Annotated in this window: 23 protein-coding genes; 10 read left to right on the top strand and 13 right to left on the bottom strand. The window is 45.8% G+C overall.

The annotated features are described in order from the left end of the window. Positions 1-117: 117 nt before the first annotated feature. A complete protein-coding gene (locus C1N53_RS04495; RefSeq protein WP_137758184.1) occupies positions 118-1527 on the top strand; it encodes an exonuclease domain-containing protein in 1410 nt (469 codons plus the stop codon). Between the two features lie 43 nt (positions 1528-1570). Here C1N53_RS04495 and C1N53_RS04490 read toward each other — a convergent pair whose 3' ends face one another. Both C1N53_RS04490 and C1N53_RS04485 read right to left on the bottom strand, forming a co-directional pair. Then, a complete protein-coding gene (locus C1N53_RS04490; protein WP_137758183.1) occupies positions 1571-2356 on the bottom strand; it encodes a cytochrome c oxidase assembly protein in 786 nt (261 codons plus the stop codon). 20 nt (positions 2357-2376) lie between these two features. Further along, positions 2377-2835 (bottom strand): DUF2243 domain-containing protein, encoded by a 459-nt coding sequence (locus tag C1N53_RS04485; RefSeq protein WP_137758182.1) that lies wholly within the window; start codon positions 2833-2835, stop codon positions 2377-2379. Positions 2836-3085: 250 nt separating this feature from the next. Between C1N53_RS04485 and fbaA the strand changes: the two genes are divergently transcribed. After that, the gene (gene fbaA, locus C1N53_RS04480) at positions 3086-4165 is read left to right on the top strand and encodes a class II fructose-bisphosphate aldolase (protein WP_137758181.1); all 1080 of its coding nucleotides are present in this window, start codon (positions 3086-3088) and stop codon (positions 4163-4165) included. A gap of 66 nt (positions 4166-4231) precedes the next feature. Here the strand turns inward: fbaA and C1N53_RS04475 are convergent, their stop codons facing one another. The 4 genes from C1N53_RS04475 to C1N53_RS04460 all read right to left on the bottom strand — a co-directional run bounded on the left by C1N53_RS04475 (position 4232) and on the right by C1N53_RS04460 (position 7595). Then, a complete protein-coding gene (locus tag C1N53_RS04475; protein WP_137758180.1) occupies positions 4232-5167 on the bottom strand; it encodes a 1-phosphofructokinase family hexose kinase in 936 nt (311 codons plus the stop codon). A gap of 41 nt (positions 5168-5208) precedes the next feature. Next, the gene (gene otsB / locus C1N53_RS04470) at positions 5209-6042 is read right to left on the bottom strand and encodes a trehalose-phosphatase (protein WP_137758179.1); all 834 of its coding nucleotides are present in this window, start codon (positions 6040-6042) and stop codon (positions 5209-5211) included. Positions 6043-6222: 180 nt separating this feature from the next. Beyond that, positions 6223-6966: a beta-phosphoglucomutase family hydrolase gene (locus C1N53_RS04465; protein WP_137758178.1), complete on the bottom strand. Its 744-nt coding sequence runs from the start codon at positions 6964-6966 to the stop codon at positions 6223-6225. Between the two features lie 446 nt (positions 6967-7412). Then, positions 7413-7595: a hypothetical protein gene (locus tag C1N53_RS04460; RefSeq protein WP_137758177.1), complete on the bottom strand. Its 183-nt coding sequence runs from the start codon at positions 7593-7595 to the stop codon at positions 7413-7415. Between the two features lie 208 nt (positions 7596-7803). Between C1N53_RS04460 and pgi the strand changes: the two genes are divergently transcribed. Then, positions 7804-9450: a glucose-6-phosphate isomerase gene (gene pgi / locus C1N53_RS04455; protein ID WP_137758176.1), complete on the top strand. Its 1647-nt coding sequence runs from the start codon at positions 7804-7806 to the stop codon at positions 9448-9450. A gap of 182 nt (positions 9451-9632) precedes the next feature. Here the strand turns inward: pgi and C1N53_RS04450 are convergent, their stop codons facing one another. Next, positions 9633-10721, bottom strand: a complete 1089-nt coding sequence (locus C1N53_RS04450; RefSeq protein WP_137758175.1) for a DNA topoisomerase IB — start codon at positions 10719-10721, stop codon at positions 9633-9635. A 295-nt stretch (positions 10722-11016) separates the two neighbouring features. On the opposite strand from C1N53_RS04450, the gene C1N53_RS04445 reads away from it, so the two are divergent. From C1N53_RS04445 to C1N53_RS04435, 3 genes are all read left to right on the top strand, one after another. After that, positions 11017-11433, top strand: coding sequence for a hypothetical protein (locus tag C1N53_RS04445; RefSeq protein ID WP_137758174.1), 417 nt, complete (start codon positions 11017-11019; stop codon positions 11431-11433). 215 nt (positions 11434-11648) lie between these two features. After that, positions 11649-12476 carry a M48 family metalloprotease gene (locus tag C1N53_RS04440; protein ID WP_137758173.1) on the top strand — a complete coding sequence of 276 codons (828 nt, stop codon included), beginning with the start codon at positions 11649-11651 and terminating at the stop codon, positions 12474-12476. Between the two features lie 60 nt (positions 12477-12536). Continuing rightward, complete coding sequence (locus tag C1N53_RS04435; RefSeq protein ID WP_137758172.1) at positions 12537-13676, top strand: App1 family protein; 1140 nt, start codon at positions 12537-12539, stop codon at positions 13674-13676. A gap of 160 nt (positions 13677-13836) precedes the next feature. On the opposite strand, the gene C1N53_RS04430 is transcribed toward C1N53_RS04435, so the two are convergent. Further along, positions 13837-14310 carry a DUF4440 domain-containing protein gene (locus tag C1N53_RS04430; RefSeq protein WP_137758171.1) on the bottom strand — a complete coding sequence of 158 codons (474 nt, stop codon included), beginning with the start codon at positions 14308-14310 and terminating at the stop codon, positions 13837-13839. Beyond that, a complete protein-coding gene (gene mtgA / locus C1N53_RS04425; RefSeq protein ID WP_137758170.1) occupies positions 14294-15034 on the bottom strand; it encodes a monofunctional biosynthetic peptidoglycan transglycosylase in 741 nt (246 codons plus the stop codon). The genes C1N53_RS04430 and mtgA overlap by 17 nt, the downstream gene beginning before the upstream one ends. Positions 15035-15249: 215 nt before the next feature. Here mtgA and C1N53_RS04420 point away from each other — a divergent pair, with 215 nt between their 5' ends. Both C1N53_RS04420 and C1N53_RS04415 read left to right on the top strand, forming a co-directional pair. Continuing rightward, positions 15250-15885 carry an LON peptidase substrate-binding domain-containing protein gene (locus tag C1N53_RS04420; protein WP_137758169.1) on the top strand — a complete coding sequence of 212 codons (636 nt, stop codon included), beginning with the start codon at positions 15250-15252 and terminating at the stop codon, positions 15883-15885. Positions 15886-15912: 27 nt separating this feature from the next. Further along, positions 15913-17139, top strand: a complete 1227-nt coding sequence (locus tag C1N53_RS04415) for a metallophosphoesterase (protein WP_137758168.1) — start codon at positions 15913-15915, stop codon at positions 17137-17139. Positions 17140-17141: 2 nt separating this feature from the next. On the opposite strand, the gene C1N53_RS04410 is transcribed toward C1N53_RS04415, so the two are convergent. Both C1N53_RS04410 and C1N53_RS04405 read right to left on the bottom strand, forming a co-directional pair. After that, the gene (locus C1N53_RS04410) at positions 17142-18047 is read right to left on the bottom strand and encodes a diacylglycerol kinase family protein (RefSeq protein ID WP_137758167.1); all 906 of its coding nucleotides are present in this window, start codon (positions 18045-18047) and stop codon (positions 17142-17144) included. 89 nt (positions 18048-18136) lie between these two features. Next, a complete protein-coding gene (locus C1N53_RS04405) occupies positions 18137-18946 on the bottom strand; it encodes a M48 family metalloprotease (protein ID WP_137758166.1) in 810 nt (269 codons plus the stop codon). A gap of 273 nt (positions 18947-19219) precedes the next feature. On the opposite strand from C1N53_RS04405, the gene C1N53_RS04400 reads away from it, so the two are divergent. Beyond that, a complete protein-coding gene (locus C1N53_RS04400) occupies positions 19220-19411 on the top strand; it encodes a hypothetical protein (RefSeq protein WP_240773384.1) in 192 nt (63 codons plus the stop codon). Between the two features lie 83 nt (positions 19412-19494). Here the strand turns inward: C1N53_RS04400 and C1N53_RS04395 are convergent, their stop codons facing one another. Continuing rightward, the gene (locus C1N53_RS04395) at positions 19495-20313 is read right to left on the bottom strand and encodes a murein L,D-transpeptidase catalytic domain family protein (protein WP_137758164.1); all 819 of its coding nucleotides are present in this window, start codon (positions 20311-20313) and stop codon (positions 19495-19497) included. Positions 20314-20556: 243 nt separating this feature from the next. Here C1N53_RS04395 and C1N53_RS04390 point away from each other — a divergent pair, with 243 nt between their 5' ends. Next, the gene (locus C1N53_RS04390) at positions 20557-20949 is read left to right on the top strand and encodes a hypothetical protein (protein ID WP_137758163.1); all 393 of its coding nucleotides are present in this window, start codon (positions 20557-20559) and stop codon (positions 20947-20949) included. A 6-nt stretch (positions 20950-20955) separates the two neighbouring features. Here C1N53_RS04390 and C1N53_RS04385 read toward each other — a convergent pair whose 3' ends face one another. Continuing rightward, the gene (locus C1N53_RS04385; protein ID WP_137758162.1) at positions 20956-21363 is read right to left on the bottom strand and encodes a hypothetical protein; all 408 of its coding nucleotides are present in this window, start codon (positions 21361-21363) and stop codon (positions 20956-20958) included. Positions 21364-21367: the final 4 nt, after the last annotated feature.

Raw genomic sequence — 21367 nt, 5'->3', positions numbered from 1 at the left:
TGCAAACCTTGGCGAAACAAAGCTTTTTTGAAACGTATTACTAAAAATATTGGTTTAAACCATAGCAGCTGCCTCAGCTGACGAACAATTGTTTTTAGCCTATTAATTAATAGCAGCTTGTACGCCATCATCGATATTGAAACCACAGGCAGCCAGCCTGCGCAGGACAAGATAACAGAGATAGCCATTTTCATTCATGATGGCCATCAGATAGTTGATAAATACGCTACACTGATCAACCCGCAGCGGCCGATCCCATACTTTATTACCCAGCTTACCGGCATTTCAGATGAAATGGTGCAGGACGCGCCTAAGTTTTACGAAGTGGCCAAAGAGATAGTGGAATTCACAGAGGGTAAAGTATTTGTAGCGCATAATGTTCGCTTCGACTACTCTTTCCTGAAAAAAGAATTTGCCGACCTGGGCTTTACATTTCAGCGAAAGACGCTTTGCACCGTTCGCTTAAGCCGTTCCCTCATTCCCGGACTTCCATCCTATAGCCTGGGCAAACTTTGCAAAAGCATTGACATTGATCTGCAGCAGCGGCACCGGGCTATTGGCGACGCTGAGGCCACTGCAAAGCTCTTTGATAAACTTATCAAGATTAACAGGCCTGTTATTGATGGTGCGCAGCATATGGCAGAGCCTTCGGAACAGCTGAAGCAGGAAATCAAAACTTCTCTTCTGCCGCCTGCTATTTCTAAAGAACAAATTGATGCTTTGCCGCTTGTGCCCGGTGTTTATTATTTCCACAACGATAAAGGCGAGGTAATTTATGTGGGAAAGAGCATCAACATTCGAAAAAGAATTATTCAGCACTTCAACATCGACTACAAGAGCCGGAAGTCTATTGAGTTTAAAAATCAGATTGCTGATATAACCTATGAACTGATGGGCAACGAACTGGTAGCTTTATTGTTCGAGTCGGCTGAAATAAAGCGCATGAAGCCGCATTATAACCGCCAGCAGCGGCGCAGCGTGTTTAACACCGGCATTTTTATGTACGAAGACAGCAACGGGTATAAGCGCCTGACCTATGGCAGCATTAACAAGGCTGATAATGTGAGCATGACGCCTATCATTGCTTTATCAAACCAGTTTAAAGCAAAAGGCTTTCTGTTTCACAAGGTGTCTAAGTACAACCTTTGCCAGAAACTCTGCAATCTTTACAAAACCAATGGCGCCTGTTTCGATTACCAGGTACACCAATGCAACGGTGCCTGTATAGGCCAGGAAAGTCCGGAAGTATACAACGCGCGCGTGGATGCGGCCATAGAATCTTTCACCTTTGAACACAACAGCTTTGTGATTATCGGTAAAGGCCGTGAACCCGGCGAAAAATCGGTGGTCGTGATTGAAAACGGCACCTACCTTGGCTTTGGTTTTGTGGATGAGTATTTCTCTGCGGCTGCACTGGAAGACTTTAAAGGTGCTATTACCAGGTATAACGACAACAAAGACATACAGCAGATTATCCGCGGGCATATGCGCGGCAAAAATAAAGACAAGGTAATTGTGTTCGATTGAGCTATAGTAGCCTTCCTGGTGGAGATGAGGGGCTAGTAGTATTCTAACTCAGGATTTGCCTTGGCACAGACTGCCTGCGGTACCAGGTGGCAAAAAGCGCTACCGCCAGCAACAGCTCTGCCAGGTCGCCCCCATAGTACATTATTTTAGCACCACTTCGGATTTGCGCTGCACTGTGTGGCGTGTAGAGCGGGTACAAATAAGCGTACATAAATTTGCTCAGGAAAGCATGCGCTGCAATGCCTGTAAATAATACCACCAGCCTTACCTGTAGTCCTGGCCGCCTTGGCGCCGGATCAGGTCCGGCAACCGACCAGGTAAAGAGGTAGCCTGCTGCCAGAAAGTGCAGGTGCACCAGGTAGTGCAGCACAGGGTTTGTCAGGGTTGCCTTATAAAGCGGCGTCAGGTAAAGGACGTACATCCCGCCTATATTCAGGAACAATGTTGTAACCGGATGGCCTGCCAGGTGAAACAACTTACTGCCTAAAATATAAGCAAGTGTACGTGCCGCACTGGCCGGAACAGTTCTTAACGCCAGGCTAACAGGCGCTCCTAATACCAGCCCCAGTGGTGCCAGCATGCCCAGCAAAAGGTGCTGCACCATATGCACTCTAAAATCCTGATGCGCCCATTGCATGACAGGAGGCAGTAAGGCAAACACCATTAACAGGCAACCAATGGTAAAATAAACGGTTCGCCGGATATTCCAGCCTTTACCGAGATTATATTGCCTGCTCAGGCCCCAGCAGTACAGCGCCAGCAACAGCCCTCCCAGCAAAAGCGGGAGTAACCACGAAAGGCTGCCGGATTGGGTGTAATGCTGGTGCATAGCAATGATCTTCAGTATTTTTAGTCCGCCACGGGATGAACAGCACTTCTGGAACGGCTCCACAACAAGCCGCCGATTATCAGCAGTACGAGGGCCGAAACATTCCAGGCAATGTCGTAAGGCAGGATGTCTACCTGGTAGCGGATCTGGTGAAGTCTCAGGACCTTATGATCGATTAGGCCATCGAATAACTGGAAACCACCTGCACCTACAAAAAAGCCTGCCCATGCCCGCAAAGGCACCAATGCCTGCCTTCGCCTTACATCCGACAACATAAAAAAGCCTGCCACTATAGCCACCAGTTCTGCCGCATGTAAAATGCCATCTGTTAATAACCCAATTTCCGGGGTTGCTTTATCGTAGAAATGATGCCAGCCCAATACCTGATGAAAGATAATCTCATCGACAGCGGCCATAATGCCTATACCAATTAATAAAGCAGCCTGAAAAGACTGTTTAAGGTTTTGCTTTGTTTCCATACCGCATAAAGCTTCAGCTGGTATGAACGTAGTTTAAAGGATAAAGTGTTGTAGAAGGAAAAGGAATAAAAGACGAAAATTTAGAGGAATTACGAACAGTATAACGCTTAACTTCAACATTTCACTTGTAAAAACATGCTTCTTTAGAGATATACTAGTAATTTTAGGTCCATACTTTTGAATTCATAATAATTCAGTTTAGTATTGAGCAAATTTTCAAGCATTTCACATTTTAAAATTGATAAAAATCGTGAGCGATTCTAAACCAAGATTCAGACCTGGTGTGTTATTCGGGGATGAAGTAACAGAACTCTTCAAATATGCCAACGAAAATAACTTTGCTTTACCGGCAGTTAACGTAATCGGCACAAACTCGATCAATGCTGTTTTAGAGACAGCTAAAGCGGTTAACTCACCAGTTATTATTCAGTTTTCGCACAGTGGTGCGCAGTTTAACGCAGGCAAAGGTCTGGCAAACGAACTTCAGAAATCTGCCATCGCCGGTGCTATTGCAGGTGCTCATCATGTGCATTTAATGGCTGAAGCTTACGGTGTTCCTGTTGTATTACATACCGACCACGCGGCAAAAAAACTGCTCCCCTGGATCGACGGCTTGCTTGATGCTGGTGAAAAGTACTTCAAAGAACATGGTAAGCCCCTGTTCAGCTCCCATATGCTGGATCTTTCAGAAGAAGAAATTCATGAAAACGTAGAAACCTGCGCCAGCTACCTGAAGCGTATGGACAAAATGGGCATGACCGTAGAAATTGAGTTGGGTGTAACTGGTGGTGAGGAAGACGGAGTAGACAACTCTGATGTAGACAGTGCACGCCTGTATACGCAACCAGAAGAAGTGGCTTATGCTTATGAAGAGCTGAATAAAATAAGCCACCACTTTACCATCGCTGCTGCTTTCGGTAATGTACACGGTGTTTACAAGCCAGGTAACGTAGAGCTGCGTCCGGAAATCCTGAAAAACTCACAGGAATTCATCAAAGAAAAATTCGGAACAGGTCATAACCCGGTAAACTTCGTATTCCACGGTGGGTCTGGTTCTGAGAAAGCTAAAATCACAGAAGCGATCGAGTACGGTGCCATTAAGATGAACATCGATACCGATATGCAGTGGGCTTTCTGGGAAGGTATCAAGAACTACTATGAAGCTAACAAAGATTACCTGCAAGGCCAGTTAGGTAACCCGAAAGGCGCAGATGAGCCAAATAAAAAATTCTATGATCCGCGTGTATGGCTTCGTAAAGGCGAGGAAACATTTATTGCTCGCTTAAAAGAAGCTTTCGCAGATCTGAATGCCATTAACAGAAACGCTTAATTTTTAAGTGTTCCTCATAAAAAAAGGTGGAGTTGAAGCTCCACCTTTTTTTATGTATTTCCTGTATCAGCTATGCTCCTGCAGCCACTGGAAAATATTTTCAGTGTCTTCTTTTCGACATAGTTCAGAACCCGGAGTCATGGTGCAGGCTGTACCAGCCGCTACACCGTAACGCACCACATCCAGCATACTGCGGCCCTGTAGCAGGCTCAGCACCATACCACCCACCATACTGTCTCCCGCACCAACGGCACTTTGCTGCTTTACCGTAGGCGAGGCCACGTAATGAATGCCCTCTTTGGTAGCCATCATCGCACCACGCGGCCCCAGCGATACGACCAGCACCTCACACTTTCCTTCGTTGAGCACCTGCATGGCAATCTCTTCCTGCTCCATAGCCGTAATATGTTCTTTGCCGGCCAGTTCTGCCAGTTCCCCCAGGTTCGGCTTAATCAGGTATAAGCCCTCTCCTGCTGCTTTCATAAGCGCCGGGCCTGAGGTATCTACTATCAGTTTAAAGCCTTTGTTATGCGCAATAACAGCCAGCTGCAGGTAAAAATCTTCGGGTACGCCCGGAGGTAAACTGCCACTGGCTACCACATATTCAGGAAGCTCGGTTGCATTTTCCAGTTTATCCAGGAACTGCTTCCATTCCGGTTCATAGGTTTCAGGCCCCGGCATTCCAAATCTGAACTGTTCGCCAGTCGCGTCTTCAAACACCATCAGGTTTTCCCGCGTCCAGTTTTTTGCCTCTGCAGCCCAGAAGTTTACGTCTTCTGCTGCCAAAAGCTCCTGCAACCGTTTACCGGAAGGACCGCCTGATAAAAACCAGGCACAGGATTCTCCGCCAAGTTTCTTAATGGCTCTGGAAACATTTATACCACCTCCGCCTGGTTCGTATCGAGGCTCATCACACCGTAATTTCTTTTCATGCTGTACCCGTTGTACGTGCGTGCTTTTATCTAAAGCCGGATTAAGCGTAATGGTTACTATCTTTTGCATCTGAAAGTAAGTCGTTTTTTGATAGATGTTTTTTGTAAGTACTAGTTGTGTTGAATAATGTGCGTAAGATTACTTAAAAATTCCCTGACCTCGTCTACACTCTCCAGGCTATAATCGGCAGCTGTCTGCTCATCGTGCTCACCTACCAGCACCCCAATGCCCACTCCCTGCAGTGTGGCAAAGGCATCTTCATCTGTAATATCATCCCCGATATAAAGCGGAACCACCTGTTGCACTTGCAGCCCTAACTCGTTCATCAGCCACAACACAGCTTTTCCTTTGTGCCAGTTCAGGTTAGGCTTCAGTTCTATTACCTTTTTCCCTAAGCCTTTTTTAAGAGCATCGTGCCCGTGAAGCACTTTATCTACCACCCGCTTTACCTGCTCCACCTGTTCTTCTGCCACATTTCTATAGTGAACCGCAATAGCATAGCGTTTGCGTTCTACCTGCGCCCCCTGCACGTGCTGCAGCAGTTCGTTTAACTCCACTTGTGCTTTGTCAAGCGCAATCAGCGCCTCACTGGCACCTCCGGGTTCTGCCTGCATACCTGCCGGGCCTGTTATATCGAAACCATGCGAACCCGCATAGTATAAATTCTCCAGTTGTACCAGGTTCTGCACGTTCTGCCGATCACGGCCGCTTACCACGGCAACTTTACAAACAGCAGCCAGGTTCTGTAGCACCTCCTTCATTTCGGCAGAAAGAACCGCTTTATCCGGATCATTTACGATAGGACTTAAACAGCCATCATAATCTAAGAAAACAGCTAATTGCTTTCCCTGCAGCTTTTGCAGGATTTCGTCCCGCTTTTTAAAAGCCGAAGGCAATTCACTTGCATCTCGTTTCACAATGGCTGTGTTATCTGTTTCTTTCATAGGTTATAAAATAGAATTAGAAAAGTCTGAATAAAAAAAATGAAAGCACAAAGCTGCCCCCGTCACTATACGCTTATAATTTACTGAGGTGAATTATGCAAAAGATGAGGTTGCGGCACATACTTGCCATAAACATAGAACGGGACTAAAGTCCCGTTCCTGTTAATCTGTTTAGCCCGATTAATTTGGGAAATTGTTTATCACCAGGTCGGCCCCATGCTGCTCGAGCAGTTCACTGTTAGAGCCACGGTCAACGCCTACTACCAAGGCAAAACCGCCGGCTTTTGCAGCAGCTATTCCAGCCCAGGCATCTTCGAAAATGGCGGTTTCTTCCGGTTTGACATTCAGGCGTTTGGCTGCTTCTATAAAGATGTCCGGTTCTGGTTTGCCTTTCAGTTTTAGCTCATTCGACACCAGCCCGTCTACACGTACCTCGAATAACCTCTCCAGGCCGGAGCGTTTTAAAATTTCCGGGCAGTTTTTACTGGCAGAAACAATGGCCGTGTGCATGCCTTTTTCTTTTTGCTCTTTTGCCCAGTTAATGGCGTCGTCAAACACCACCACGCCATTCTGTTTCAGCAGTTCCTGGAAATAAAAGTTTTTCAGGTCGCCCAGACTTTCTATGGTATTTTCTTCGGTAGTATCGTGTTTGGTACCGGTTGGCAACTCTATACCTCTTGATTCAAAAAAAGCGCGAACGGCTTCCTGTCTTGGCACACCATCCACATATTTGCGATAATCTTCTATATAATCGAATGGTTCGTATTGTGTCCCATCCTGCTCACCACGTTGTCTAAGAAAAGCATCACACATCTTTTTCCAGGCTTCGGCATGCAGCGCTGAAGTTCTGGTAATTACACCATCCATGTCGAAGATAAGGGCCTTAATGTTTTTCTCAAGGATGAGATTATTCAGGTTGCTCATTATAGTTGATAATTTATAGTTTGATTCCGATTATGCACTCCTGGTAAGCTGAAACAAAAGACAACAGGTTAACCTTGCAGCATGGCAGAAAGAACAACTGCATGCCTTACGTTATATGAACGTAACCGTTGCCAGTTAAAACAGAAACATGAAATTCTCTCCCCCTGCTCCTATACTTATGCTTTGATAAGCCGACTTCTTTTTCATGAACGCTCCTGCCAATATAATTAAACTTTCTAATCTCCCATAGTTTTATGCCTACTTATGCAATAAAAGCCAGGCAAGATCGGCCTGGGCAGAAGCAAAAATCAGGAAAACAGGGGAAAAAATTCAGAAAAAGCACCTCATTAGGAAATTTGGTTGAACCAGATGATTTGAATTACAACCCCGACATAAAATTTTGCTGTTCTTAAGAACCCGACTGCCTGTGGCGGTGCATGAGCTGATCAGGGAATGCCCAATGTGCGTTCTTCGGGTGGCACGTCCGGCCCCTGCTCCGGCCTTACAGCAGGTGTTTCTCCGCTGGGTGCCGTTGTCTCTTCTTTGCTGGCAGGCGATGCTTCTTTTCTTTCATCTTCCTCCTTTGGAAGGTTCTCGTTTTCCGGTTCCGGTGGGTTTGTAGTGGTCATAGACTTTTAAATTTACATGGAGTGCTAAATTAATTTAGCAGCACCTTTCCTATTCTGAACTTACGGAAATAGCATCTAAGCGATGCTTTTAGTAAAGGTATTGCTTGTATAAACAGCCAAAATTGATAAACTTAACCCCGATTTAGCAGGCACAATGCGGCCTGTAAGTCTATTTGAGCGATCATTATGATTCATATTAAAGAAATATATGCTACAAAATAACTCTCCTCTCTCTACGGATGCCTGGAAAAAACTGGAAGCGCATTTTGAAGAAACCAAGCAGCTGCATTTGCGTGATTTATTTAAAGAAGATCCTCAGCGGTTCGATAGCTTATCGTTTACACTGGATGATACTTTGTACGATCTTTCCAAAAACCGCATCACATCAGAAACACTTGATCTTTTAGCAGCACTGGCCGAAGAAACCAATGTGCCTAAAGCTATCAGGAGCATGATGCGTGGAGAAAAAATAAATGCAACAGAAGGACGTGCTGTATTACATACTGCCTTGCGTAATTTTACAGACGAACAACTGGTTGTTGATGGAGAAGATGTTTTAGCAGAAGTACGGGATGTACAGCAGCAGATGAAAATGTTCTGCGATAAACTCCACAACGGCGAATGGACAGGTTATACAGGCAAAAAAATTGAAAGCATCATCAATATCGGCATTGGCGGCTCACACCTGGGTCCGCAAATGGTATTTGAGGCACTAAAGAAATACCAGAAGCCAGGGATAGAGGTATACTTTATTTCGAATGTAGACGGAACGGATGCGGCAGAGGTATTAAAAAAATTAGACCCTGAAACGTCGCTTTTCATTATTGCTTCCAAAACCTTTACCACCAAAGAAACCATCTCGAATGCCTATACAGCCAGGGATTGGTTCCTGAAAGCTGCCAAAGATGAAGCACATGTTAAAAAACACTTTGTAGCGCTTTCAACTAATACAGAAGAAGTTTCTAAATTCGGTATCGCACCGGAAAACACTTTCCGCTTCTGGGATTGGGTTGGTGGCCGCTTCTCTCTCTGGTCAGCCATTGGTTTATCGATTGCCTGTGCCTTAGGCTACGATAGATTTGAAGAGCTGCTGCGCGGTGCAGAAGCAATGGACAAGCATTTAGCTGAAGCTCCGATGCGCCAGAATATCCCGGTGCTGATGGCATTGCTGAGCATCTGGTACACCAACTTTTATGGCGCTCAAACGCATGCGGTATTGCCTTACGACCAGTACCTGCGCCTGCTACCAGAATACCTGCAGCAGTTGCAAATGGAAAGTAATGGTAAAACGGCTGCCCGCAACGGTGAGTTTGTGAATTACGAAACGCAGCCGGTTATCTGGGGGGCAGCAGGCACGAATAGCCAGCACTCATTCTTCCAGCTGATTCACCAGGGCACTATCCTGATTCCATGCGATTTTATCGCACCTGCCGTAAGCCATAATCCGATCGGTCAACACCACCCGATGCTGTTGTCTAACTTCTTTGCCCAGACCGAGGCATTGATGAAAGGCAAAACGGAAGAGGAAGTGCGCCAGGAGCTGAGTAAAAAGAACATGCCTGCCGAAGAACTTGAGGCACTGGTACCGCATAAAGTATTTGAAGGCAACAAACCCACCACTTCTATCATGTTTAAACAGGTTACGCCATTCGCGCTGGGCAGCCTGATTGCCATGTATGAGCATAAGGTTTTTGTTCAGGGCGTGATCTGGAATGTGTACAGCTTCGACCAATGGGGTGTTGAACTTGGTAAGCAACTGGCCGGCACCATCGAAAAAGAACTGCTGGGCGACAGCCAGGCTGACCACGACAGCTCCACTAATGGCCTGATAGCCTTCTACAAACAGAACAGGTAGGAATTTGAAGATGTGAGGATTTGGAAACTTGAAGATGTAATACATAAATGTTTAGCAATTACTAATAGCAGAGCATTGGCTTTCATGCAGTTCTGCTGATTCTTAAATGTTATCCGGTTATTAACCTACCATCTTCAAATTTCCAAATCTTCAAATCCTCACATATTACAACTTTCACCTCACTAGGCAGCTTTCTTCTCTTTTGCCACACGTTCCAGCATTTTAATGACCAGTTCTTCTGTGCCGGAAAGATGCGGATTGGCTGGTTTGGTGGCATCATGCTGTTTCAGATACTGTAACAGCTTGTCTTCCCGAAACAGGTTTACCACCTCCGGGTGAATATAATATTTACTGCACACCGTTGGTGTATTTCCCAAACCTTTAGCCACCTGCTTTACGGCCTCTTTTATAGATTTTTCCTTGTCAAGGTCAGGAGTTTCGTCTACCACATGTTCCAGGCATTCCACCATGCGCACAGTGCCTCCCCAAGTGCGAAAGTCTTTAGCCGAAAAATCTTCCTTTGTCACTTCGCGCAGGTAATCGTTCACATCGCCTGAGTCCAGGGTTTGCCTGTTACCTTCCTCGTCGTAGTACTGAAACAGATCATAACCCGGAATATCACGGCACTGCTTTACCAGCCGGGCCAGCCTTCGGTCTTTGAGGTCTATTTCGTGCTCAACCCCTTTTTTGCCTTTAAACATAAACCTCAGCTTACTTCCTTCAATCTTTACATGCCGGTCGCGTAAGGTTGTAAGGCCATAGGATTTATTTTCTTTGGCATAAGTACGATTTCCGATTCTGATCATGGCATTATCCATGATGGTGAGTACAAGAGCTGTTACTTTCTGCTTGTTTAATTTGGAGGAGCTGATATCTTTCGCCATACGTTCACGAAGCTCCGGCAGCACTTTCCCAAAGGCGATCATCCGACCGAATTTTGTCAGGCTTCTTACCTTCGCCCAGTCCGGATGGTATATATATTGTTTCCGGCCTTTTTCATCTCGCCCGGTTGCCTGCAGGTGCCCCTTGGGTTGAGTTGAGATCCAAACATCTGTCCAGGCAGGAGGAATAACCATCTTCCTGATTCGTTCCAGTGTTTTCTCATCTTCCACCCTTTCTCCTTTCGGATTCAGGTAATAAAAACCTTTGCCGGTTTTTTTCCTGGTAATACCTGGTCTGGAGTCTGCTGTATATCGTAGCCCTGCCCAGGCAGCAGAGCGGCTTGGGTCGGCGTATAGTTCATGTAAGTTTTCCTTCTGCTTCGTTGCCATAACGCTATTGCAGCTATAGTTGCTGCATCCTTTCCCATTACAGTTGCTTCGAACAAAATGTTTTAAAAGGTGCTGCTGTATGTGCTTCCGTAAGACTCTTGATAACCATTAAATTTTTTACGGCACCTTAAACTGATGTGCACCCGCCCCTATAGCACCTCCTGGTTTATTTGTATAAAGTATAACTACTATCGCTATACCTGATGCAGGAACTCAGCTTCTGAAAATTATTCTTTTCAAACTTAGACATTGCCTGCTATCTTCGCTGCTGAATTCAGAAATCATATACCGTCCTATGACAATCCATAAGCAAATTTCGTATCTGTACCTTTTTTTCGGATTCTTTATGATCGCCTGTGGGGCGGTAGCCATAGACGTTGCGGGCGAGCAGGCTAAGACGGCTCTCATTACCGGTGGTATAGGTGGATTTCTGGCTTTAACGGCAGGACACTTTCTTAACAGAGGTAAACGCTGGGCATTTATAATGGGCACGGCAGAGGCAGGTTTATTAACGCTTCTGCTTGGCTGGCGGTCGGGTACTTACTTTATAAGACTGCTGGAAATGGTACAACAAACGCAGGAACAGGAAAGTACTCAGACAGCGGGCATGGCCTTCCTGGTTACGACTGCCATGCTGGTAATCGCATTGTTAACCTTTGCTGTTTCTTTTATGTTTGCCAAACAGGTTTTTTCGGAAACAAAACAAAACTGAACCCTTCCCTGGCTTCTCCGTAAAAGAGCTATATACTACACTTTAAAGAAGCCCTTGATATATTTCAAGGGTTTTTTTATGCGCTGTATTTTATCTGGCAGCCTCATAATCTTTCTGCTCAACAAGCTCGTAATACGCAAAAAACAATCAGGGAATAGCAGATTACAGATAAAATGAAAATGCTGCCTGATCGTTCTAGACGAAACTTCAAAAAAATGAATTACGCTAACACAATACCTAAATCACTGTTTCCCTTATTCCTGATTATAATCCTGCTCAGCAGCTGCAAAGACAATGAAGGGGTTATCTTTTCCATTGAAGATGATGTGAGGCTTGGCCAACAGGTAGCACATGAGGTTGATTCTACTTACCGTGCGAACGGGCAGTTACTCGATCGCAATGCCAATACGCAGAAAGCTTACACACACCTCGATAATATTGTAAACAGGGTACTTAACTCCGGCCAGGTAAAATACCGTAACGAATTTGCCTGGACCGTGAAGATCATCAACGACAGGGAAACCCTGAATGCTTTTGCCACCCCAGGAGGCTATATTTATGTTTATACCGGCCTGATCGGTTACTTGAATGATGAAGATCATTTAGCTGGCGTGCTGGCACACGAAATAGCGCATGCCGATAGGCGGCATAGCGTACAGCAACTGCAAAGAGACTATGGCATAGCAATACTGCTTTCGGTTGTACTGGGCAACAACTCGGGCACACTGAAGCAGATTGCCGGACAATTAGCGGGAACTCTGGCTGGCCTGCGTTTTAGCCGTGATGCAGAAACCGAGGCAGACAATACTTCGGTTCAATACCTGGCAGGAACGAACCATTACGCCTGCGACGGCACGGCAGGCTTCTTTGTGCGGCTGAACCAGGAAAACCAGGGAGGCAATACGCCTGAGTTCCTGAGCACGCACCCGAACCCCGAAAACAGGGTACAGAATATACAGCAACAGGCACAACAGAGAGGCTGTTCCACTACCTCAGCCCCGGACACCGATTTTACCGAACTGAAGCGGGCACTGAGCCTGTAAAATCATTCTTGGTTCTAGAACCGTATTTAACTATATCACCAGACAACCGCCCCCACTCCTATGAAAAAAGCAAAAGAGAAGGCTATAAAAGCAGTTTTAAAGACAGAGGAAAAATTTGACGCTCTCTCCTTTAAACTTCGCCGAAAACTTAACATGATCAAGCCTCTGCACATTATGCCGTTCCGTAGTTATGGTACTGTAGACAGGCTTTATGTAAAAGGAAGGGTGCTGGTAGACAAAGGAATTACAGTATCGGAAGCAGACGATACGCTCTGGGAAAACCTGATGAACATGTACAGGAGGTTTAATAGTGCAGAAATCCCGAACGCTCGTGTTCAGCTAAATTTTCAGGGGCAGGAATATACGGTGACAACCGATGTGGAAGGTTATTTTGTATTAAACCTTCAGCCAAAAACACCCCTGGTGCTGGACGATATCTGGCACCCGATTGAAATTAAACTAGTGGATGCCCCTGTTAAAATGGAAGAGGATGTTACTGCTACAACCCATGTATTGGTACCACCCCCTGATGCTGAATATGCCGTTATCTCTGATATAGACGATACCATTGTTCGGACAGGCGCTACCAACCTGCTGCAAACCGGCAGGAACGTATTACTGAACAATGCCCACTCCCGGATTCCGTTTTATGGGGTTTCTTCTTTTTATCATTCCCTTCAGTTAGGCAGAAACGGAAAGCTTAATAATCCTTTCTTTTATGTTTCCAGTAGTCCCTGGAACACATATGATCTGCTTTACCACTTCCTGGAGCTGAACGATATTCCGCAAGGCCCTCTCCTGCTTCGCGACTTTGGGATCGATGAAAGTAAATTTCTTTCATCTGATCACATGAGCCACAAGTACAAGGAGATCGAAAACCTGCTGATTACTTATCCGATGCTTAAGTTTATTCTGATTGGAGACAGTGGTCAGAAAGATGCTGAAATTTACCAGCAGGTGGTACAAAACCACCCGGGAAGAATATTGGCTGTTTACATACGAGATGTAAACATTGAGAAACACACCCGTAAAGTAGTGGCTATTGCGGATGCTTTAAAAGCTGAAGGAGAAGTAGAGATGGTACTTGTTAAAGAAACGTCTGAGGCCGCTGAACATGCCGCCAAGCACGGCTTTATATTTACCGAACACATACCAGCCATCAAACAAGAAGCAAAAATTGACGAACAGGGAGATGTTTAGGAATTAGAAGCGTATGCTGGCTTTAGGATAAAAGGGTTGCCATTAAGAGGTAAACTTTTATGGTCTTTTGTCATTTGGCAAAAAGTTCTTTGTTAAAAACGCTAATACCTTGCGGCGGCGTCTCCTTCAATCAGTCATCATTTCCAATTCAACAAAGTTCTTAGCTTGAGTGGTCTGCTATTATTTTCCAGCCTTCCGGAAAATGTTTGAAAATAACAGAAAAGTGTCCGTCGATATTACCGGCTGCTTCCCGTAGTAGGGTCCACTTTCCGATTACAAGCATAGTTTCCGGAGCTAAGGGTTTGGTTTCCAGGATATCGAACTTTAGTTTACCCATGGCATCTGTGGTAGGATAACTGCGCTTATAGTTATCCAGGGTTTGCTGCCAGCCATAGGTAAGCCCGCTTTTACCTATAAATACCAGCGAATCAGAATGCCAGTAGCCCTGCATGTAGCACTCCAGATCTCCCTGGCTCCAGCAAGAAGCCTGCTCAGCCAGCACCTGTTTTACCTCTTGCAGTCCGGCTTCCTGATCTGCTAGCCGGTTTTCCTGCTTCGGCACCTGTGTACAGGCTGCCAGGCTTAGCAGCAAGCCCGCTGTTACGAGTAATCTCAGGTTATTTCTTTTTTTCATCTGGCTCAGGAAGTATGGTTTTTATATAGTTAACACCGCCAAGCCGGCGCATGGCTCTTACAATACGTGCCCGTTTGGTAAGCACATACCCAGAGGGCCTTTGAGCCGAATAGATAATCGGGTTAGGTAACACGGCCGCTAATAAAGCCGCCTGTTCACGACTTACCTGCTTCGCCGGTTTTCTGAAATACTTTCGTGAGGCAGCTTCTACACCGAATACGCCATCGCCCATTTCTGCAATGTTCAGGTATACTTCCAATATCCGTTGTTTGCTCCACAGGAGCTCTATCAGCACTGTAAAGTAAGCTTCCACCCCTTTACGGAGATAACTACGCCCATGCCATAGAAATACGTTTTTGGCAACCTGCTGGCTGATGGTACTGCCCCCTCTTATCTGCTTCCCTTTCCTGTTGCGCTTAAAAGCATCCTGTATAGCTTCAAAATCAAAGCCGTTGTGCTGCAGAAACAACTGGTCTTCCGAGGCCACAACGGCCAGAGGCAACTGCTCAGACATTTCTTCGAGGCGCACAAACCTGTACCTGATTTCAGGATCTTCTTTACCGGCCTTCCCTCCCTCTGCACGGCGCTGGATCATGTGTAAGGTAGCAGGTGGTGATACCCAACGGTAAAGCAGCACCCAGGCAATGCTCATCAGAAACAGACTCAGTATTAATTTCAGGAAAAGGAGCTTGAATTGCCTTAAGCCTAAGCGCTTTGCTTTCATGCAGAATATTCGGTTCTAAAGGCCGCAAAGGTAGTTAGTATATACCATGGAACGCAAGCGTTCGCGCATGAAGTAATTCAGGAACTTGTTGAATTAAATCGGATAAACCCGGACACATTGCGCCAACACTGACAGCAGGCCATGCGTAAGGGTGTTAGATATATGTTTAGATCTTAAACCTGCTAACAATCAGGCTTTGTACCTGTTATACCTGTATGTCACGCTATCTCGCCCTTTTTCCTTTAAACATTGTTGTTTTTCCGCGCGAAAAACTGAACCTGCACATATTTGAAACCCGCTATAAGCAACTGGTGCACGAGTGTATGGTCCAGGAGAAAACCTTTGGTATACCCACTTTTATTCAGGAAAATGTAGGTATATACGGTACCGAAGTAAAGATACTATCCATTGATAAGAAGTATGAGAACGGTGAAATGGATATACGGACGGAAGGAGTTGGTATAATTAAAATCCTGCAGTTCGATAAACGTGCATCGGGGCGTCTGTACCCTGGCGGCGATGTGGAAGACGTTATTTCTGCCGATGACGAAGACATTGTTATGAAGCAGCAGATACAGGAGCTTATGCAACAGCTGTACCAGTTGCTGGATATCCGTAAGCTGAATATTAACCTGGAGGATAATTTTAAGACCTACGATATAGCCCATCACCTGGGCTTTAACCTGGAGCAGGAGTACGCTCTACTGCAGATCAGAAGCGAATATGAGCGGCAGGCGCTTATTTTGCAGCATCTGCAGCAGATTCTGCCTTTGGTGCAGGAAACAGAACGCTTAAAGGAAAGGGTAAAACTAAACGGACACTTTAAAAACATCGTACCACCAAACTTTTAAGGTACTACACCCAAATAACACTGGCTTATGCTTTTTTACTTTATAGTTATAATTTCTGTATGCTCACTGGCCTTCTTCCTGTTCAGTTTTCTGGAAGAGCGCAAGTACAGAAACAAACCTTACTATAAACTGGCAGATGTTGGCTGGCGAAAAGGTTGTCCGCCGGCTGATGCCCAAAAAGTATATTCAGTGGCTTTTCTGGGTGATGTTGGCGCAGTGGCGACCGACGGGACCGACCCGGTTATGCAGATGCTGGAGCACTGGCAGCAGGAAAACCCCACTGCCGGCACAGCTGTTTTTTTAGGTGATAACATTTATCCTGTGGGACTACCTCCGCAGGGAAGCATGCATTATGAAACTGCAACAGCACGGCTGAATACTATCCTGAACGTAGTGAAATCCGGTGCTATACGGCCTGTTTTCCTGAGTGGGAACCATGATTGGAACAAAGGCCGTAAGGGTGGTTATGAGCAGATGCTTCGCCAGCAGGAGTACGTGGTGGAAGCCTTGCAGGACAAAAACAGTTACTTACCTCCCAATGGCTGTCCGGGCCCTTCCACCGTGCAGCTGGCCGATGGGCTGCTGCTGCTGATCATTAACACGCAGTGGTGGGTACAGCGGGGCGAAAAGCCAATGGGTACTAAAAACGGCTGCAGCTACGACGACATAGAGCAGTTTTACCTCGAACTAAACAAAATACTCCGCCGGAACACGCACCAGCGGATACTGGTAGCAGCCCATCACCCGCTTTACAGCAATGCGCTGCATGGAGGTAAATTCACCATTAAACAACACATATTTCCGCTTACTGCAGCTCACAAGCGGTTTTATATTCCTCTGCCTATTTTCGGGTCGCTGTACCCGTTTTACCGCAAACTATTTGGTGCCTACGAAGATATGTCGCACCGCAAATACAAGCGTATGCGCAAAAGGCTACTGCAGATCTTTCATCGTTATAGCAATATCATTTATGTTGCCGGGCACGACCATAACCTGCAGCACTTCGAAATCAGGAAGAACCATTACATCGTAAGCGGCTCTGGCAGTAAAACATCTTTTGTAAAAAAAGGAGGCAGAGCCACCTTCACCTTAGAGCAACTGGGTTTTTTCGTGATCAACTACTACGACAACGGTGCTATCTGGATGGAAACCCGAGTGGCAGATACTGAAAACAACAACAAACGCGGAAACATCGCCTTCAGAAAAGAGTTGAAGAGCACAATTCAGGTACAGCAGGAAAAAATGGAGGTCTAATATCAGAGAACCTCTCCCACAGGCAGAATTACGCTCAGGCTCCTGGAGTGCATCGTTACCTTTATTTCCTTGCCCAGTTCTACCGGCTCACCGTCTATATGCACCACCTCCTGCTCCAGGTTATGGATGGTAGCGCTTCTGCAACTGAAGCGCCTGGTATACACAGAATCGTCTATGCTTTCAGTATAAAGTTTATACATAATACCAATACCCGCTGCTTTAGGGAAGGGTTCTATCAGGCAGATTTCAAACTTCCCATCATTTAATATTCCGTTCGGGTTAATATTTGCGTTGCTGCCAAAGGCATTGGCATTAGCAATGGTTACCATAAAGGCAGGTCCTTCAAAAGTTTCGCAGTCGGTTTCGATACGGTAATTTTTTGGTTCATAGCTGATGAACTCCTGCAGGGCAATCCAGGCATAGGCACCCGGTCCCCGTTTATCACCTTCGCTGAAGCGCTGCACCACCAGTGCGTTAAAGCCCAGGTCGCTCAAGTGGATAGAAGGATAACCGTTCAGATCGATGGTATCTATCTCGCGGACCACATGGTGCCTGATCAGGCTTAGAGCTTCTTCTGTATCCTGTGGTATGTTCAGGTCTTTTGAAAGTCCGTTGCCAGACCCTAAGGGAATGATGCCCAGCGGCACCTTGCTCCCTATCAATATAGACGCAACCAGGCTTACAGTGCCGTCCCCTCCTACAGCATATACTGCATCGAACTGCTCTGCACGGAGCAGCTCCTGTATCTTTTCTTTATCCTGTTCGCCGGTTGTTTTATAGATCGAGGAAAGCATCTGGCACTCCTCGCATACCAGCTTCAGCTCCTCTTCCAGGTCTTCTTTTTCTATATCACCTGAAATAGGATTAAGAACAAAAAGTAGCTTGCGGTGCTTCTCATTTACTTGCATGGGTGCATTTTTGAATTACATACTCGTTTTGATACGATTGTTACTGAAATAAGTGAGCCAAGGGAAAAGGTTTAATTACAAACGGTTGCTTATTGTATCAGTCCGGCAGGCAAACCATTGGGATACTCCTGCTGTATGGCTTGCTCGATCTCTGCAATTCTGTTGCCCGGGTTAGGGTGCGTTTGCGTAAACTCCGGCCCTCTGGAGCCACCGCTGGCTTCTTCCAGAATGCGCATCACCTCTACCATAGCACGCGGATCGTACCCGGAGGCCCCTGTGAGTTGTACAGCAAGGCGGTCAGACTCCAGTTCATCCTGCCTGCCATAGCGCATGTTCATCAGTTGACCGATCATAGCTGCCACAATAGCGCCTGACCTGGAAGAAGGGTTATCCGGATCATAAGTGGCAATGGCTGCAGCGCCGGTTAATCCCTGCGTCAGTTTAGCCTTTGCCAGTTGCTCTGCCGAATGCCTCGCCACGACATGCCCGATTTCGTGGCCTAACACACCTGCCAGTTGTGCCTCGGAATTAAGCCGCTTTAGCAGGCCTGCCGTTATAAAGATCTGTCCGCCGGGTAAGGCAAAAGCGTTTACAGTAGATTCATCCGCCAGTAAATGGAAGTCGAACTGGTAGGGCGTCTGGCTTGCTTTGGTGCTTTTTACCAGGCGCTGCCCTATTGCTTTTACTTCTGCCGCTGCCTCCTGGTCAGGATGCATGCCTCCGTATTGTGATGCCATTTCAGGGGCGGCCTGTAAACCAAGGGCTATTTCCTGCTCCACGGTCATGTCGACGTGCTGCGTTTCGCCTGTAAATTCGTTTTCCTGCCTGTTGCACCAATAGCTCACCAGCGAAACCGCCGCAATAAGCAGTGCAGCCAGGAATTTTATTATCCCTCTCATATAGTAATATTTTGTCAGTTGATGTTACCTCCACACCCACATGCCAGGCGGCAGAAGGCACTTATGTTCAGTGCATGAACGGATGCATCAAGAGAGGGGTTACAAGGTGCTAAAGCGCTTTTTGCCTGACTATACTTTTAGAAACGCCTACTAGCAAATGCTAAAAAAGATGCTGCAATATCTATCGTATTGTTATCCGCAATTATAGGATTTTCGTAATACAAGAGCATTTACTACGCAAGTAGTCAGACTATAAAACAGAAAACTATGAATATGAAACGAACATTTGGTGCCGTATTAACTATCTTGGGAATAATCGGCATTATATGGGGGGCTTATGCTTTTGTAATGGGTGGCGACGGGGTAGCATTAGGAAGATTTACAGCACTGGTTCCCTTTATAGTTGGCTTGATTTTCTTTTCTTCCGGTATTGGCCTTGTTAAAAACACGAAAGACCAGGCATAAGCAAGCCTTCTGTACATAAAAAGAGCCCGTACTTAAACCAGTACGGGCTCTTTCAGCATACAAATGCTAACAAAAATACTTTCCTATTTCGTAACCGCCAGTAGTGGCATTTCAGCCGCAAACGATTCTACTGCCAGCGTCTGGTCCAGGTAAGTTGACGAATATTTTTTATCTGCTGTATGAATATACAGGCAGGTTTTATCTTTAACGGTTTCAACGATTTGTTTTGTCAGTTCCTGCGGGATAGCCGGGCAGCCCAAACTTCTCCCTAAGCGGCCATATTGCTTTACAAAAGCCTCACTCACATAGTCAGCGCCATGCATCACAATAGCACGGCTCATCGCATTAGAATTGAAGGCAGCATCCATTCCCGATAACCTCAACGATAAGCCATGCTTGCCATAATAAGTTTTATCGGTCAGGTAAAAACCCATACTGCTCATGTAGGAGTTGGCAGCATTCGAGAAGTTCAGCGCTTTATCTTCGCCTGAGTTGCGGCCATGCGCCACCAGGGTATGGTGCAGTACTTTACGGGCAGAAAGATCAATTACCCATAATCTTTTTACACGGCTGGACTTTGTAAAATCAATTACAGTAAGAATTGATTTATCAGCACCTAACAAGCCTTTTTGTTTAAAATTCTGAAATCCAACCAGCGCATTCCGAAAAACTTCCTGTGAAAGCCCATATTTTTTTAAGGCAGCCTCATCGTATAAGGCTCCGATATGTTCATCAAAGGCTAATAGCTTTTGTTCGTAAGTCAGTGCTGTTGCCGCAGCCGGATCCGAAGACTCAGCTACCTTTTCTACTGCCACAACAGGGCTTTCAGAAACAGTAACAGCTCCAGGCGACATAAAAGAGATCAGGCAGAGTGTAAAGGAAGTTAGAGCAATTCTTAACATATTTGGTATTAAGTTTTGGGTGTGCTTCACAAGTTGAACAGGCATTTAAACTTAATTCGTTCCGATAAAGCCTGTTTTTAATAAAAATAATCAATATTTACCTACCTTTTTTGCAGATTGACCATATAAAGATAAGGGTAAACACGCTACTGCTCAAGCACTTTGCCTGGATGGGAGCAAAATTTAGCTGCAGGCTTTTTGTGTTAGCCTTCTGCATGTTACCTTCGCAGGATAAAAACTGTTATGAAAAAAACGTATCTTCTCCTACTGCTACTTGGCGGATTATTGTTCAGTTCCTGCTCTGAGCCTGCACGTATAGAAGGCTTTGACAGCAGTACCTGGATAAACGACAAGAATGCCTGCAATGGCACGCGCGCTGAAATGCAGCGTGATTTCGATGCCATCAGGAAAGAACTATACGGAAAAGAAGAGAAAGAAATACGGGATATCCTTGGCAAGCCAGATGGCGAGCAACTTATGTCACGCGGGCAGCGCATGTTTTACTACTACCTGGAAGCCGGCTCCCAATGCCAGGAAAACAATAAACTATCAACGGCTAACAAAGCTGAAATAAGGTTCAACTCACTTAACAAAGTAAGTGAGATTACTTATACCAGGCCACTGGCTAATACATGAGCTGTGCTACTCCTGCTCTGATTTATCTGTCAGAAACTTAGAATCCAGGCGACCTGCCAGTTCCAGGTAAGCATGCATTTGCTTCGCAGTAAGTATAGCATTCAGTGCTTTCTCTGTTTTGTAGTTGATTTCGCTCTTCTCGTGCTGCAGCAAGTCAGGCTCAAAAACAAATTTAGATTCTGCAGCCTTTAGCTGCTCAAATTTTTCGGCCACGATTTTTTCAACTTTCGAGAACTGTTCCTGGTTTAAGCCCAGCTGGTGCTTCAGATCCAGACTTACCATAGCAGGACCTTCAATGCTGCAGGCCAGTACCAGTTTATCCAGATTATCGTCTACAACATGCAGCTCCTGCGCCTTACCGGCTATAGTTGAAAAAGCAAAAAATGATAGTATCAGAAGTAATTTTTTATTCATACGA

The organism is Pontibacter sp. SGAir0037 (genome assembly GCF_005491705.1).
Lineage (GTDB): Bacteria > Bacteroidota > Bacteroidia > Cytophagales > Hymenobacteraceae > Pontibacter.
Note: the sequence above shows the minus strand (reverse complement) of the source record. Positions and strands in the feature narration are given on the sequence as shown.

Coding starts and splice junctions, on each gene's coding strand:
- C1N53_RS04485 (WP_137758182.1), bottom strand. CDS start 2,835: ATGGAAACAAAGCAAAACCTTAAACAGTCTTTTCAGGCTGCTTTATTA.
- C1N53_RS04415 (WP_137758168.1), top strand. CDS start 15,913: ATGCTTTTTTACTTTATAGTTATAATTTCTGTATGCTCACTGGCCTTC.
- C1N53_RS04390 (WP_137758163.1), top strand. CDS start 20,557: ATGAAAAAAACGTATCTTCTCCTACTGCTACTTGGCGGATTATTGTTC.
- C1N53_RS04445 (WP_137758174.1), top strand. CDS start 11,017: ATGACAATCCATAAGCAAATTTCGTATCTGTACCTTTTTTTCGGATTC.
- mtgA (WP_137758170.1), bottom strand. CDS start 15,034: ATGAAAGCAAAGCGCTTAGGCTTAAGGCAATTCAAGCTCCTTTTCCTG.
- C1N53_RS04440 (WP_137758173.1), top strand. CDS start 11,649: ATGAATTACGCTAACACAATACCTAAATCACTGTTTCCCTTATTCCTG.
- C1N53_RS04450 (WP_137758175.1), bottom strand. CDS start 10,721: ATGGCAACGAAGCAGAAGGAAAACTTACATGAACTATACGCCGACCCA.
- C1N53_RS04435 (WP_137758172.1), top strand. CDS start 12,537: ATGAAAAAAGCAAAAGAGAAGGCTATAAAAGCAGTTTTAAAGACAGAG.
- C1N53_RS04420 (WP_137758169.1), top strand. CDS start 15,250: ATGTCACGCTATCTCGCCCTTTTTCCTTTAAACATTGTTGTTTTTCCG.
- C1N53_RS04395 (WP_137758164.1), bottom strand. CDS start 20,313: ATGTTAAGAATTGCTCTAACTTCCTTTACACTCTGCCTGATCTCTTTT.
- C1N53_RS04410 (WP_137758167.1), bottom strand. CDS start 18,047: ATGCAAGTAAATGAGAAGCACCGCAAGCTACTTTTTGTTCTTAATCCT.
- pgi (WP_137758176.1), top strand. CDS start 7,804: ATGCTACAAAATAACTCTCCTCTCTCTACGGATGCCTGGAAAAAACTG.
- otsB (WP_137758179.1), bottom strand. CDS start 6,042: ATGAAAGAAACAGATAACACAGCCATTGTGAAACGAGATGCAAGTGAA.
- C1N53_RS04490 (WP_137758183.1), bottom strand. CDS start 2,356: ATGCACCAGCATTACACCCAATCCGGCAGCCTTTCGTGGTTACTCCCG.
- C1N53_RS04430 (WP_137758171.1), bottom strand. CDS start 14,310: ATGAAAAAAAGAAATAACCTGAGATTACTCGTAACAGCGGGCTTGCTG.
- C1N53_RS04400 (WP_240773384.1), top strand. CDS start 19,220: ATGAAACGAACATTTGGTGCCGTATTAACTATCTTGGGAATAATCGGC.
- C1N53_RS04385 (WP_137758162.1), bottom strand. CDS start 21,363: ATGAATAAAAAATTACTTCTGATACTATCATTTTTTGCTTTTTCAACT.
- C1N53_RS04465 (WP_137758178.1), bottom strand. CDS start 6,966: ATGAGCAACCTGAATAATCTCATCCTTGAGAAAAACATTAAGGCCCTT.
- C1N53_RS04460 (WP_137758177.1), bottom strand. CDS start 7,595: ATGACCACTACAAACCCACCGGAACCGGAAAACGAGAACCTTCCAAAG.
- C1N53_RS04405 (WP_137758166.1), bottom strand. CDS start 18,946: ATGAGAGGGATAATAAAATTCCTGGCTGCACTGCTTATTGCGGCGGTT.
- C1N53_RS04475 (WP_137758180.1), bottom strand. CDS start 5,167: ATGCAAAAGATAGTAACCATTACGCTTAATCCGGCTTTAGATAAAAGC.